This is a genomic window from Tunicatimonas pelagia (assembly GCF_030506325.1).
Classification (GTDB): domain Bacteria; phylum Bacteroidota; class Bacteroidia; order Cytophagales; family Cyclobacteriaceae; genus Tunicatimonas; species Tunicatimonas pelagia.
In genome coordinates this window covers 1,213,514-1,227,824 of sequence record NZ_CP120683.1, presented here as the reverse complement: position 1 = coordinate 1,227,824, position 14,311 = coordinate 1,213,514, and the positions used below count along the sequence as shown (strand labels likewise).

Sequence of the window (14,311 nt, the reverse complement as noted above, 5' to 3'; positions counted from 1 at the left end):
ACTAATTGTATAGTTTGAAAACTAAATTATTCGTTATATATTGAACGAAAGAACGTAACCGTGTAGTATTATGAAGACCAAGAAAACGAAGCAAGCTGATCTGGAACGTCGCCGTTCGTACCATTTTACCATTGGATTAATATTATCAGTATCAGTGGTTGTAGTTGCCTTTGAATGGCGTTCGCCCATCGGAGTTATTGAACTTCCAGAGCGGCCTGAAATTATTGACGAAGTGCTTCCTCCCATTAAAAGCACTGTTCAGGAACCACCCAAACCTAAAGTGCAACCGGTAATTATTCCGGTAGCTGATGAAGAAGATATAGAAGATGTTATTGATATCGTTCTTGATGTGGATATTAGCGATCCAACTCCTGATTTTACTAAAATGGATGAGCCTGAGGTAGAAGAAACTGATGAAATTCATATTGTCGTTGAAGAAAAACCTTCGTTTCCAGGAGGTGAAAAAGCATTCTACCAGTACGTTGCCAGTAAAATGAAGTACCCCAAATTAGCAGTTCGGCAAGGAATTGACGGGCGGGTTTTTGTCCAATTTGTGGTAAATAGAGATGGTTCTCTCACGGATATTCAGGTAATCAAAGGAATTGGCGGTGGCTGTGACGAGGAAGCAGTACGAGTATTAGGGAGTGCTCCACGTTGGAATCCAGGAAAGCAGCGAGGTAAGCCAGTGCGAGTTCGAATGGCGCTTCCTATCATCTTCCAATTACAATGAGGCAATGAAAACGGGAGATATAACACCGGAAAGTAACTCAGCAATCACTAACCAACAATTAGCAATCTAGCTATTTAGCAATCGGGCAATAGAACCATTGAGCAATTGAACAATCAAAAAATGAAAGAACTTACCAAAGCTGAAGAGCAGGTTATGCAGATTTTGTGGCAAATCAGAAAAGGGTTTGTCAAAGATATTCTGGCTAAAATGGATGAGCCAAAGCCGGCCTATAATACGGTTTCTACCATTGTGCGGATTTTGGAGAAAAAGGGCTTTGTGGGCTATACAGCTTATGGCAAAACCCACGAGTATTATCCGCTCATTGACAAGAAGGCGTACAGCAGCTTCTTTCTAAAGAACTTTCTAGGAGGTTACTTCGGTGGTTCATTTCCTAAGTTGGTATCTTTTTTCGCCCAGGAAAACGACATGGACATCCGGGAATTTGAGCAACTGATGAAATACGTGGAAGATGATTTGAAAGAAGACGAAGATTCATCCGAAGATAAAGAGTAATCTGGAGCCGCTATGATTAAGAATACGCTCAAATTGGTTATTAGAACGCTGTTCAAAAACAAGCTCAATGCTGCCGTTATTATTCTGAGCTTAACGATTGGGTTATCGTTCGCCACAGTACTGATTGCATTTATTCTGCGGGAGGCAAATACTGATTCGTTTCATAGCCAACGCCAGCGTATTTATCGGCTAATTAGTGACGATCCCTGGGAAAGTGACGGAACGATCACCTACATTATCAATCCGGCCTCAGACTATCTTCAGGAGTATTATTCCGATATAGAACAACTTTGTCGAGTTAATGAGCTAAACCGCGACGGAATCACAATTAGTCAGCAGAATAAAGAATTTTCGGAGACAATGGTAGTAGAAGTAGACACTAATTTCTTCTCACTATTTGACTTTCCGTTTACGCAAGGAAGCCCAACCAAGGCACTCCAGAAGGAAGGAATAATACTCAGTCAGACATTGGCTCAAAAATTATTTGGTGATCAACCATCGGTAGGCGAAGTAGTCTACTGGCAGCAAGATACCATTGAGTTAGCACTGACTGTGCAGGGGGTATTGGATGAGTTTCCCGAAAATAGCCATTGGCAGTTCGACGCATTATTTCCTCGAGGAGTATCGAATAAACCTTTCAATGGGGGAGTAAATTATGTGCTGCTAAAGCCCCGCGCTGATGCTAACCTACTGGCTGAAAAAGTAAGTCAGGATGATAAAATGCCATTTATGTTGGGTGAAGGTACGGGCACTTACTTTTTCCAACCACTCTCAGATATATACTTTGATACTTCCAACGAACGGAATTTTACGGCTGTCCGTGATGCTACACTGATTCAGGTAAGCTGGCTGATTGTGGGGCTGATTTTGTTTATGGCCAGCTTCAATTTTATCAATCTGTTTGTAGTATCGCTCACCGGAAGAAGCAAAGAGTTCGGGGTGAAAAAGGTGCTAGGGGCTTCTGGCGGAATATTGCGCTGGTCGGTAGTGGTGGAGGTGCTGTTTCTTCTGGGTATCGCTTTGGGATTGTCGCTGCTAGTCACAGTAGTGCTGCTGCCCAAGTTTTCTAGCGTTTTTCAAACTACACTTACTCTATCTTACCTAACTCACTACCAAGTAGTGGGTGGAGTAGTAGTAACATTAGTTGCCCTTGGGATTCTAATCTCGGTTGTCTTAAATCGGTACGTTTCGCGTATTCAGCCGGTTAGCTTGCTTAAGCGGGATTCGGCTACTTCGTATTGCTTCAATCGGGTATTATTCGTGGCACAGTTCGTAGTTTCTATCGGACTGATTATCTGTACTGCGGTGATCATTCGGCAGATACAGTACATCCAGCAAAAGCCATTGGGGTTTAATCGCTTTCTGATTGAGTTTCAAGCCCCTTCCCAAGAATTAGCGGATCAGCTTCCGCTAGTAAAACAGAAATTGGAGCAGAATTCAGTTATCGGAAAAATAAGTCTGGCTTCGGGCAATCCGATTAATGGGAATGCCATTGTTCATCAGGCAATTGGGGAAGATGAATTTTACGATCCGTATCTGCTGTCAGGTGATGAAAACTTGGTAGAAACTTTAGGGCTGAAATTACTGGAGGGTAAAAATATTTCGGCTAATGACCCAGAGGGAAAATTAGTAAACGAGGCATTAATTCGGCGATTTCAGCTAGGAGACCCCATTGGTGCTCCGCTTCCAGGCGAACCTGAGCAACGGATTGTGGGAGTGGTGCAGGATTTTAATAGTGTTTCTCTGAAGGAGAACATACCGCCATATATCATTTCCCATAACGCAAGCCCGAACAAAATACTGCTTGACTACGAAAATCAATCATTAGAAGAGACCCTAGCAGCAGCTCGAGACGCTTGGTCAGCCGTTTTTCCTGATTATCCCTTCAAATACTCGCTGTTAGAAGATGTTTGGCTCAGCCGACATAAGGATGATTTTCAGCTATACCGCATTGTGGTAGTGTTTGTGGTAGCTAGTATTTTTATTACCTGCTTTGGTCTGTTTGCCCTAGCCTGGAAGATGGCGCAGAAGAGAACCAAAGAAATTGGTATTCGGAAAACGCTAGGCGCGTCAGTATTTCAGATTGTTCGATTGTTGGTATGGGATTTTTTCAAGCTCATACTTTTTGCCATTGTGGTGGCATCACCCATTGCTTATTGGGTAGCTCAAGCGTGGCTAGAAAATTTTGCCTTTCGGGTAGAAACCAGTTGGTGGCTGTTTGCCTTGTCCGGTGGACTTGCGCTGCTGTTGGCCTGGTTCACCATGAGCATACAAACGATGAAAGCCGCCGGAGCTAACCCGGTAGATGCATTACGCTACGAATAATTATGAAGCTGTTTAAAGAACATCCCATCATCTTTATTCCAATAGCTCTGCTACTGGCTTTTCTGCTATTGCCGTTGCTGGATAAAAATCCTCAGCCAAAGACCAAACAAGCTTCATTGGTTTCCGAAACGAGTTCTAATACGGGTTTTTTAGATTATGATCTGTTGCCGGAAGAACTGAAACAGCGAATGGAAGAACTAGTAGAACGTGATTCAGTTCATAGCTATTTCTTCTATTATTTCTTTGAAACCGAGGATATTAATCGGCACTACTTTCTGGATGATGATCCTACCAACATGATTTTAGAGGCTCAGCCAGTCACAAATTCAGAAGTATTAGAATTAGTTGATGAGCGGTTGACTGAAACGAGAGGAAGAGGGTTTAGCCGAGCGTATCATCCGAGCTATTGGGAAGAACTCCGCAGTGGAAAAGTTAGTCACGAAAATTGGGGTTGGAGCCCCGTTACTTACATCGCCTCTGAGTACGAAGCTGATTTCCGACAACTACGGGTCGGAATTATTAGAGACACTCTCCACTACTTTGAGGTGCACGAAAATGAGATTGCCTACGATACCAAGACCTACAATCTGCTTGAAGTAGACACGCCCCCACATCCGGTACGAGGAACAGAATATTTCCACAATGCAATCAGAAAATATCTGAAAGACCAACTCGTGTATTTCCAATTCTACGATATGGTTGGGGCGGTAAAAGCGGAATTCACCATTGGTGGAAAAGCCAGTTCTCCCCAAATTATAGAAGGCTTTAGCACCCGCGAAACCGAACGCGATGAAGCCTACAAACTAGATGGTCTCATTGTAAAAGCCTTGAATAATCTGAAAGTCCACTGGAAATCGGGTCAGAGAAACGAAAAGAATGTGAATACCCGGGTAGCTATGAACGTACATTTCTCTTTTGATGAAACCGGAGCCATGGAAGTCAATTTCTCAGAATTCGCTCCGGCGACCCGAACCTTTTAAATACGATAAATCTGCTTATTATGAATACCATCGTTAATTACCTGCTAGAAGTTAGCGTTTGCTGGGGAGTTTTTTATCTGTTCTATCACTTTCTACTGACTAACCAAACTACGTATCAGTACAATCGATTTTATTTATTGGCGGCATCACTGCTGGGAGTTGTGTTTCCCTTATTGGAAATCCCGCTGGGAACTGCTACTTCTAATGTGGTAAATCCATCAGCCATTTGGCTTGATCCATTTCTAGCATTGGATGCTCCAGTGGCTGCCAAAAACACATTTCAGTGGCGGTGGGACTACTTTTTTGGCATTGTCTACGGCGTAGGCTTGCTAGGTATGCTGGGATATTATTTCCGCCAATTCTTGAGCGTACTGTGGGCTATTCGCCAGAGCCGACCTCAGTCGCTTTCTAAAGAAAAGTACCGACTGCTTCATACCGAAGGTAAGTTTCCCACCTCTTCATTCTTCCAGTTTTTGCTGTGGGATAACACTCAAACGCTATCGGCTTCGGAGGCTCGGCAGATGATGGCGCACGAAGAAACCCATATTTGGCAAAAGCATAGTTACGATATTACCTACTTTACCCTATTAAAAATCGTGTTCTGGTTTCATCCGTTGGTCTATCTCTTTGAGCGAGCCTTGGTAGAAAATCACGAATTCGCGGCGGATGCCGGGGCACTGCAGCACCCCACGGCTGACCGTCAAACCTACTCCCGTTTGTTAGCGAAGCAATCCATGGCAAGCTTGCAATGGACGGTGGTAAACCATTTTTATAAATCCAAAACCTTAAAACGTATTAAAATGATGGAAAAGAATAATAATCTCCGATGGTATCGTTACGCCCTCGTCATACCCGTAGTAACCTCTTTATTTTTCGTGTTCTCCTGCCAACCCGACACCGAAGAGCTGGAGCAGCAAGCGATTGCCGAGTCATACGAAGGTGTGCAGGCGCAAATTCAGGAAGTAGAAGGAAAGTTGAATGTTTTAACTAAAAAATATTTTGAGAACCCAGGGCATATGATGGATGCAATAAAGGAGAAAGGGGAAAAAACCACTAATTCGGAATCAGTTTCTTACAAAGATTTACAGCTTATGGTATTTGATGAAGTCGCTTCTAGTAGCGATTATCAAAGTTTTGAAAACTTACTTAGTCAGCTAGATGTACTTCAAAGAAAATTAATAAACTTACCCGATGCTGCTGGAGTATTCACTGTAGTAGAAAACCAGCCTGAGCCAGTAGGAGGGTTGGGAGAATTCTATCAGCATATTATGAATAATATGAAATACCCCAAAGAAGCTCGCGAAAAAGGTATTGAAGGAAAAGTATTTGTACAATTTGTTGTGAACGAGTACGGCGAGCTTACCGATTTTCAAGCTTTAAAAGGTATTGGTGCTGGTTGTGATGAAGAAGCGGTTCGCGTACTGGAAGAAGCTCCTGCCTGGAACCCGGGGACTACCGATGGCAAACCCGTTCCGGTACGAATGGTACTACCCATCACCTTCAAATTTGATGACGGAGTTGATAAAGCCGATAAATCAATTAGTGCAGTGGAAAGAGACCAATCTACCAAAAAACTAGATGAGATGGTGGTGGTAGCTTACGGGGCTAAGAATTAGTTCTAAAGTAGCGACGTGATTGATCACGTCACCACGTATGATTACGTCGCTACCTATTATTTAGAGATGTCTGCGAAGGTCACGATATTGGTGGAGTATCCGTACTATTCTAACACGGTTTGGTAATATCCGATAAAACACAATGTGTTGGGCTTTAGGAAAGCTACGTAACCCCGTTCGGATTTTATCCCGACTCACTCCCATCTCAGGATAATCTACTAACTGACCAAATAGGGCTTCCAAAGTTAGAAGGTATTCTTCGGCTCGACGGCCTCCGTAGTGATGGTCAAGATAATCAAAAATATCTTCTAAGTCTTGATCAGCAGCGGTAGAGAGTTCATAGAATTGAATCTCGGCCATTTTTTTTTGCCTTCTTCTTAGCCGCTATAATGTCTTGCACCGATCGGTTACTAGCAGGGCCTTCCCATCCTTGATTAATTGCTTCTTTTAATTCATTAGCGATTTTAGTCCGATACAACTGGTGATATCGTAAGGCTTCGCGCACAACTTCCGCTGCATTTTGATAATCACCTGATTCAATTTGCTTCGCAATGTATCCTTCCTGTTGCTTGGTGAAACTAATATTCATAATTCGTTATTTAATCAAAAATATAGAAAATGTCTATATTTAGCAAATATGGATACATCATATGGATTTGGTACATGCCGTTCTTGATTTTTACTGAGTTATGGCTGTACTCTTGGATATAACTCATCACTTCACCTTCTGAGAAGTTCCGCGTTCTTGTAAACGGCCTTCGGATACACCGAATAGCTTCTGCATTTTGTTCTTGATGGTTCCGGTGCAAATGAGAATCAGGTAATCATCTGCGTTAATAGTTACTCCGGCGGAAGGGTTTTTCATCAATAAGCGGCTTCCGTCCGATTGTTTTTTGTTGGTCCCCACCAATACACAATCATGCTCTTTTTTTAAAGAGATAAAGGCATCCAGATAGTCTTGGCCTACGTAGGGGTTTTGCTCGGTTACGCGGTATTCTAGCAAATCGTAGTCTTCGCCTTCCAATGCGGAAGTCATAAGCGACTCGGCCATCATGGCTACGTCCGGCTCAAAGGTGTAGCTAGCTACTAAGCGGGAAGCAATTTCGGTTTTGGAAACCACGTAGCGCACTCCGGTGGCAGCAAAGGTTTCTTTCAAACTAGGGTTGCTCAACGAAACTACGTAGTTCAAGTCGGGGTACGATTTTTTCAAATTGAGTAGGTAAATCAGCACTTCGGTATCATCTTCAAAGTTGATAAACACCGTAGCCGATTCTTGTATATTCGCTTTCTCTAAAGCTTCTAAATTGCTGTAATCAGTGAAGAGGGCAAATACCTCCTTGTTGCTAAAGGCTTCGTGGATGAGATCAATCTCACTTTTATCGTTGCAAACAATCGCCACTTGGTTGCCCGAATGAACGACTTCCTCAACAACCTCTTTGCCAAATTTGTCCCAACCAATAACCAGAATATGATTCGTGAATTTTGTTCCCAAGAGTCCTAAACGTTTTTTTTCTAAATATACCGAAACCTGTGCAGTAAGCTGACTAATGAAGTAGCCCAATATCCCGACACTTCCTAATATAAAAATTACTCCGATAATTCTTCCGATAGGAGAAACCGGAGTATAGTCACCGTAACCGACGGTTGATAGAGTAACAATGGTGAACCAGAATGCATCCGACGGATGGCTAAACCCGGTGCCCTCCTGATCGCGCTCAACCCAGTACAATAAGTAAGTTATAGCAAAGTAAGCGATAACTACTGCGCCTAAGACATACCATTTTTTTCGCTGCTGAACGGTCATAATATCGCTACGATTTTACCCGCTCGGGATTATCCGCCACAAAGGCTTTCCAGCTTTTATTGTGCCGAATGGGTGATGATTTTTGGTAATGATGGCATAGGGCAACGGCCAGAGCATCGGTAGCATCATTGAGTTGATTTGCTTGCAATAATGGATTATTGGTATCTAACAAACTACCTAGCATCTTGGAAACCTGCTCCTTCGAGGCATTTCCGTTGCCAGTTACCGATTGTTTCACTTTGCGGGGGGCGTACTCCGTTACCGGAATTTGTCGGCTAAGAGCCGCTGCCATCGCTACTCCCTGAGCCCGGCCCAGTTTAAGCATAGACTGTACGTTTTTGCTGTAAAACGGAGCCTCTAGTGCCATCTCATCGGGATGGTATTCATCAATCAGGCTGACGATACGGTCAAATATTTTCTGCAGTTTTGTTTGGTAGTTCGCGTATTTACGTAAATGAATGATGCCGTATTGCATGAGGGTAATTACGCTGGAGTGCGAGGGAGAACTGCGGATACAGATTACTCCGTAGCCCATTTCGTTGGTTCCGGGATCAATGCCCAGAATAATTCTTTCGCTATCGGGCCGTTTTGCGATCGTTGGCTTGGTTTGGGTCATCTTGCCTTTAAATATAGAGATTTTTTATAGATATGAGATGTGAGATACGAAATATGAAAAGATAGAAGGCGGAGACTAAAAGTAATGGGCAATGAACAGTGTGCAATGAGTAATGACTGATGACCAATGACTAATAACCATTCAGCAATCAGTAATTTAGCAATTGGACATCAACACCCAAACACTTCCAGCTTCTCAACCTGTGGACTGTAGACTATCAACTGTGGACTAACAACAATTCAACAATCAAACAATTCAACTATTCCCTCACGCTTTTCAGTCAACAATCTTACCTTTGTAGCTACTACCTATGGAGGTCATTTTTACCATTTTTGTACTTATCTACTGTCTGCTGGTTGTGCGTTTTCACTACTACTGGCTACAAATTCCGGTATTTCATCCTCAGCCAGCGAAACTCTCCGAGCAACCTCTTCGGGCATCGGTAATAATTCCAGTACGCAATGAAGCCCGACATATTGTATCGCTGCTTCAAGATTTGGAGAAACAACGGCTTAATGAACAACAACTGCTGCCTAAACGCAACTGGGAGGTAATTGTGGTAGACGATGCGTCCGAAGACGAAACAGCTACTTTGGTAAGAAATTTTGCCAGCCAGACTGAGCTGACGATAACATTAATCCCATCAGATACTGCAACCAGAAATCGTTCGCCCAAGAAACAAGCAATTTGGCAGGGTATTCAATCTTCGCAAGGCGATTATATCATTACCACCGACGGCGACTGCCGGGTTGAACCCTACTGGCTACTAACCTGGTTGCAGTTTCTTCAGCAGTATCGCCCGGCTTTGGCTGCGGGGGGCGTTACCTTTCATCAGGAAAAAACTTGGTTTCAGCGATTGCAAACCATTGAGTTTGCTAGCCTGATTGGTATGAGTGCCGCCAGTATTCAGACGCAACATCCCATTACCTGCAACGGAGCGAACCTGGCTTTCTCTCGTTCGGCCTTTCGGAGAGTAGGCGGGTATCAGGGTCACTGGCATGTTCCTTCGGGCGACGATGAGTTTTTGCTGCACGCGGTTTTTCGGGAGTACCCTAAAGGTGTTTTCTTTTTGAAGAGCCCAGAGGCGGTGGTAAAAACGTATGCTAAAAGAACGGTAACTTCATTTATACAACAGCGCAAGCGTTGGGCCGGAAAATGGAAAATGCACCGCGAAGCCCAAGTAGTGCTGTTGTCCTTGCTGGTTTTTATATTTCACGTAGGGTTTCTGTCGGGCCTAATCTATTTTACGCTTGGGGTTACGCTAGATTACTGGTTAGTGGGGCTGTTGTTTCTGAAAGTAGGGGTGGAGTGGGCTTTTCTGAAATCAGTATTGCGGTTTTTGAAGAAAAAAGAGAACCTAATAAACCTTTTACCTCTGCAATTGCTTTACTCGGCATATTTTATACTTATTGGGCTAATAGCCAGTGGTGGAGGTTACACTTGGAAAAACCGTAAACATCATCAGCATGACTGACCAAGAATTTGATGTACTGGATGAACTGTATTTCGTCACTTCTTTTGAAGAGCTGTCTGAGGCGGTTGGTATGAAGGAAGATGAACTGTTTTTGGTACTGAAAGCACTCTTGGAAAAAAAATGGATTAAGTGTTACCAAAATCACTCAGAAGAATTACTAGCCCATGAAGTTGATATTAATCAATACTACCAAGCGTATTCTTACCTAGCCACCAAAGCCGGATTGTTAGTGCACAACGGAAGATAAGCGTTGAATTGTCCATTTCTCACTGTTAATTGTCATCTGAAATATGATTCTTGATCGTTCGGTACCGCCCCCTTCACAACCTATTCATCACGTTCAGCTTCCCCAAGCCAAACCGCACCACCTGTCGAATGGAGTACCAGTACACTACATAAATGCCGGAAAAGAACCGGTAATTGGTATTGAACTGCTATTGCCGCAGGCTGGCACGAAGCATGAGTCAGATTTAGGGAGTAGTTTTTTTACCACCAAAATGCTAGCTGAAGGAACCCAGCGTCGTACAGCCTACTCGGTGTCTAACTTGGTAGACTCTTACGGAGCTTTCTTGCAGCTAAATCCCGGACTGGACTATGCTTCTATTGAAATTTACACGCTAAAGAAATACGTTGACCCACTTTTAGCACTGCTGGCAGAGCTACTTACGGAAGCTACTTTCCCAGAGAATGAGTTGGAAAAGCTAAAAGCTATTCAGATTCAGAAGATTCGAGTAAGTAACGAAAAAACAAGTACCGTAGCTTCTAAAAAAATGCGGGCAGTATTATTTGGTGAGCATCAGCCCTACGGTAAAACCTTAACCGAAGATAAAGTGGCCGACGTAACCCAATCTTCTTTAGTAAACTTTTACCAAAACCATATTTCGGCCAACTGGGAGGTAATAGTATCGGGGCAAGTTGATGAAGAAGTGCTAACACTGTTGGAAAAACATATTGGCACCCTTACCACCGAACGGCGAGATACTACAAAGCAAACCGATATTTGGGCTAACCTTTCTCAAGAGCAGAAACATTTAGAAGAGCGACCGGATAATTTGCAATCTTCTATTCGGGTAGGAATGCCGCTGTTCACTCGTAATCACCCCGATGCTATTCCCATGCGAGTACTCAATACTGTGCTAGGCGGGTACTTTGGCTCCCGCTTAATGAAAAATATTCGGGAAGAGAAAGGGCTAACGTACGGCATCTATTCCAGTATAGTTAATCTACAAGAGGCCGGATACTTAGTAATTGGTACTGATGTGAAGAAGGAGCTTACCCAATCGGCCCTTACTGAAATTTACCGTGAAATAGCCATTCTGCGAGATCAGCCCATCGATACTATTGAGCTAAATACCGTAAAAAACTACATGGCAGGAAGATTGCTCACTTCGGTCGATACACCCTTTGCCTTAGCCGAAAAGTTTAAAAGTATCTATTTACATAACCTCACCTACGCGTACTTCCAAGATTATCTGCGCGTGTTGAATGAGATAAAATCAGAATCGCTGCAAGAGTTAGCCCATCGCTATTTTCAGGAAGAAAACTGGTTTGAAGTAGTTGTAGGAAGCTATTCCTGATCAGCAAAAGAGGGGGTGACCCAGAAAAGTATCAGAAAACAGCCAGGTTTTCATTAGCTCATCATATCGTCGAGACTTCCATTTTTTAGTGCTTCCCTTACTTTGTAGAAAATCCTATCTACAAAATATCCTTTTTCTGATTTTCCGAAAAGGGGTTTTAATTTATTACACTAATTAGCCGGAGGGGTATCTCCAATATTGCTTTTATACGCTTTTTTTGAATTATTTTTGAAATGACTACTGCGAGAAGTAATTGATTAAGTGATTTAAAAAATAGGTGTAAGAGCGATGATTCAAAGCCAAAAAGTAATATTTGATCCACAGCAGTCTTCAGGAAGCAAAAAGAGTGTGGAGGTAGAAATAGCCGATTTACGAAAGATCACCGAGGTAGTGAAGAACCGCTACGGTTATGATTTTTCTGATTATGCCAAATCTTCTTTCCGAAGGCGAATACAGCGTATTATAGATATTCTTCAGCTTGACTCTGCGAAAGCGATCATTACGAAGCTAGAGAATGACCCTTCTTTTATCGAGACGTTTTTAGCCGAAGTCACGGTAAATGTGACCGAAATGTTCCGAGATCCTTCATTCTGGAGAGAGGCGCGCGACCATATTATTCCCAACCTATTCTTAAATCATGATACAATCAATATCTGGCACGCTGGCTGCTCTTCAGGAGAAGAAGTAATGAGTATGTGTATTCTATTAAAAGAAATGGACATACTACATAAAACCAATATTATTGCTACTGATATTGATAAGCCAATTCTGGAAAAGGCTAAAGATGGCCGGGTGCCCATCAAGAATATGGCTCTGAATGAAAAAAATTACATCCGCTTTCAGGGCGAAAAAACATTGAGCCACTATTACGAAGAGAAAGATGGAATGGCTGTTATTGATCCCACGCTATTTGCGGGGGTTTCATATCGCAATTTCGATCTGGTGAAAGGAGATGTCTTCAACAAATTTGATTTGATTCTCTGCCGGAATGTGATGATTTACTTCAATCAGAATTTGCAAAACCGGGTTTTAAAGAAGCTTCACGAGAGCTTGTTTAAGTATAGTTACTTGGCAATTGGTTCTAAAGAATCGCTGATCTGGTGCGAAATAGCCAATAAGTTCATCATCGTGAATAACGAAGAAAAAGTGTATAAAAAAATCAAAGACTAGCAGGAAGGGAATCCAGTTAGCTATGAGTAAGTATAGAGTTAACAGTAAATATAAGGCCGTATTGGTTGGAGGATCAGCCGGAAGCTTCCAGGGAGTAACCCGTATACTCTCGTCGGTTCCGAAAGATTTTTCTCTCCCAATTATTATGTGCCTACACCGCTTGAAGCACGTGCGCCACGGTTTTGAAGAAGCCCTGTCGATTAAAAGTGCTAAGCCAGTCACTGAACCTCACGACAAGGAAAGCATTAAAAAGGGCGGTGTCTATTTGGCACCATCTAATTACCATATGGCGGTTGAGCTAGGTAACACTTTTTCATTATCTACCGAAGGGGCAATTAACAACTCTCGACCAGCAATTGATGTAACCTTAGATACAGCATCCTACGCTTATCGGGAGAAAGTGGTAGGCATCCTGCTTTCGGGAGCTAACAAAGACGGAGCAATGGGGATGAAGAAAATTAAAGACCGAGGTGGGCTCACTATAGTGCAAGATCCTCAAGAATGCATGATTGATACCATGCCAACTGCTGCAATGAGCCTTACTGCCATAGATTACGTCTTGGGAATAGATCAGATCATTGAGTTTTTACTAGAGTTAGACCAACAATATCGATAATATCATGCAAGCAATTACCAATACAACCAAATGGGCTACTATAGCCGCTTTTTGTATAGCGGCTGGGGTAACTACGTATCTATTATTTCAGTTGCCTGACTCGATGCCTCAGTATTCTTCGGCATTAGACCTTATTGCGGTAAAACAATTAAGCCCCTTACTAAATCAGATATACATCTCAGTTGGTGTAACCATCTTATTGGGTTTTGTTGCTATTACTATTATGGTGAATGCTCCGAGTCAGCAGGTGAATCAAATTGCGGAATTTAAAGTATCGAGCCAAGATTTGGCAGATGCTGATACGGAAACTACTTCCAGTAACCGTAGTTCAAATGATCTCCATTTAGGCGAACCGGAAGATATTCTTGCTTCCGAAGGTGATACCGAAGCCGTCTTCAATCGAGCATTGTCGCAAGTTTGCGGAGCACTAGAAGCCAGTCAGGGCGCTGTATACCAGATATTGGAGGAAGAAGATAACAAGACGATAGAGCTGTTCGCCAGCTATGCTTACCATTTACCGGAAGGCGATAAAGTAGTCTTCCGCTGGGGAGAAGGACTAGTGGGGCAGTCCGCTAAAGAAGGAAAAGTGCTAAATATAAATACCGTACCCGAAGGATACATCCAGATTTTTTCGGGGCTAGGAAAGGCTACTCCCAAGCACTTATTGATAGTGCCAATTAAGGAGGCAGATGTTGTGGTAGGTATGCTCGAGCTATCTTCATTCAAGCCCTTTGAAGAAGGTCAGGTAATGGTTCTGGAGAATTACTTTGAAAAATTGGCACTAAAACTATCAAATAATGACAATGTAAGTTTGCAAGCAGCTAAAGTGTAAAATATTTGTTTGGTTATTGCAATTTGCAGACAGACCAAGACAGAATCAATTCAAGCAT

General features: G+C 42.8%; 15 protein-coding genes. 11 read left to right on the top strand and 4 right to left on the bottom strand.

What is annotated here, in order from left to right:
• Positions 1 to 70: 70 nt before the first annotated feature.
• The 5 genes from P0M28_RS05040 (at position 71) to P0M28_RS05020 (ending at position 6,164) form a co-directional block, all read left to right on the top strand.
• Complete coding sequence (locus tag P0M28_RS05040) at positions 71 to 730, top strand: energy transducer TonB (protein WP_302208482.1); 660 nt, start codon at positions 71 to 73, stop codon at positions 728 to 730.
• Between the two features lie 120 nt (positions 731 to 850).
• Positions 851 to 1,243 (top strand): BlaI/MecI/CopY family transcriptional regulator, encoded by a 393-nt coding sequence (locus P0M28_RS05035; protein WP_302208481.1) that lies wholly within the window; start codon positions 851 to 853, stop codon positions 1,241 to 1,243.
• A 12-nt stretch (positions 1,244 to 1,255) separates the two neighbouring features.
• On the top strand, positions 1,256 to 3,568 hold the full coding sequence (locus P0M28_RS05030) for an ABC transporter permease (protein WP_302208479.1): 2,313 nt from the start codon (positions 1,256 to 1,258) through the stop codon (positions 3,566 to 3,568).
• Between the two features lie 2 nt (positions 3,569 to 3,570).
• Positions 3,571 to 4,548, top strand: a complete 978-nt coding sequence (locus P0M28_RS05025; RefSeq protein ID WP_302208478.1) for a hypothetical protein — start codon at positions 3,571 to 3,573, stop codon at positions 4,546 to 4,548.
• Positions 4,549 to 4,568: 20 nt separating this feature from the next.
• Positions 4,569 to 6,164: a M56 family metallopeptidase gene (locus P0M28_RS05020; protein WP_302208477.1), complete on the top strand. Its 1,596-nt coding sequence runs from the start codon at positions 4,569 to 4,571 to the stop codon at positions 6,162 to 6,164.
• A gap of 60 nt (positions 6,165 to 6,224) precedes the next feature.
• Here P0M28_RS05020 and P0M28_RS05015 read toward each other — a convergent pair whose 3' ends face one another.
• The 4 genes from P0M28_RS05015 to ruvC all read right to left on the bottom strand — a co-directional run bounded on the left by P0M28_RS05015 (position 6,225) and on the right by ruvC (position 8,584).
• Positions 6,225 to 6,524 (bottom strand): type II toxin-antitoxin system RelE/ParE family toxin, encoded by a 300-nt coding sequence (locus P0M28_RS05015; RefSeq protein ID WP_302208476.1) that lies wholly within the window; start codon positions 6,522 to 6,524, stop codon positions 6,225 to 6,227.
• Entirely contained in the window at positions 6,502 to 6,753 is a 252-nt protein-coding gene (locus P0M28_RS05010; protein WP_302208475.1) for a type II toxin-antitoxin system ParD family antitoxin, read from the bottom strand. The genes P0M28_RS05015 and P0M28_RS05010 overlap by 23 nt, the downstream gene beginning before the upstream one ends.
• A gap of 126 nt (positions 6,754 to 6,879) precedes the next feature.
• Positions 6,880 to 7,968 (bottom strand): potassium channel family protein, encoded by a 1,089-nt coding sequence (locus tag P0M28_RS05005; protein WP_302208473.1) that lies wholly within the window; start codon positions 7,966 to 7,968, stop codon positions 6,880 to 6,882.
• Between the two features lie 7 nt (positions 7,969 to 7,975).
• Complete coding sequence (gene ruvC, locus P0M28_RS05000; RefSeq protein ID WP_302208472.1) at positions 7,976 to 8,584, bottom strand: crossover junction endodeoxyribonuclease RuvC; 609 nt, start codon at positions 8,582 to 8,584, stop codon at positions 7,976 to 7,978.
• 310 nt (positions 8,585 to 8,894) lie between these two features.
• Between ruvC and P0M28_RS04995 the strand changes: the two genes are divergently transcribed.
• The 6 genes from P0M28_RS04995 to P0M28_RS04970 all read left to right on the top strand — a co-directional run bounded on the left by P0M28_RS04995 (position 8,895) and on the right by P0M28_RS04970 (position 14,253).
• Complete coding sequence (locus P0M28_RS04995; protein ID WP_302208471.1) at positions 8,895 to 10,058, top strand: glycosyltransferase; 1,164 nt, start codon at positions 8,895 to 8,897, stop codon at positions 10,056 to 10,058.
• Complete coding sequence (locus P0M28_RS04990; protein WP_302208470.1) at positions 10,051 to 10,305, top strand: hypothetical protein; 255 nt, start codon at positions 10,051 to 10,053, stop codon at positions 10,303 to 10,305. Before P0M28_RS04995 ends, P0M28_RS04990 begins: the two co-directional genes overlap by 8 nt.
• Before the next feature lie 43 nt (positions 10,306 to 10,348).
• A complete protein-coding gene (locus P0M28_RS04985; RefSeq protein WP_302208469.1) occupies positions 10,349 to 11,635 on the top strand; it encodes a M16 family metallopeptidase in 1,287 nt (428 codons plus the stop codon).
• 288 nt (positions 11,636 to 11,923) lie between these two features.
• Positions 11,924 to 12,805: a CheR family methyltransferase gene (locus P0M28_RS04980; protein ID WP_302208467.1), complete on the top strand. Its 882-nt coding sequence runs from the start codon at positions 11,924 to 11,926 to the stop codon at positions 12,803 to 12,805.
• Positions 12,806 to 12,827: 22 nt separating this feature from the next.
• The gene (locus P0M28_RS04975) at positions 12,828 to 13,421 is read left to right on the top strand and encodes a chemotaxis protein CheB (RefSeq protein ID WP_302208465.1); all 594 of its coding nucleotides are present in this window, start codon (positions 12,828 to 12,830) and stop codon (positions 13,419 to 13,421) included.
• Between the two features lie 4 nt (positions 13,422 to 13,425).
• Positions 13,426 to 14,253 carry a GAF domain-containing protein gene (locus tag P0M28_RS04970; RefSeq protein WP_302208464.1) on the top strand — a complete coding sequence of 276 codons (828 nt, stop codon included), beginning with the start codon at positions 13,426 to 13,428 and terminating at the stop codon, positions 14,251 to 14,253.
• Positions 14,254 to 14,311: the final 58 nt, after the last annotated feature.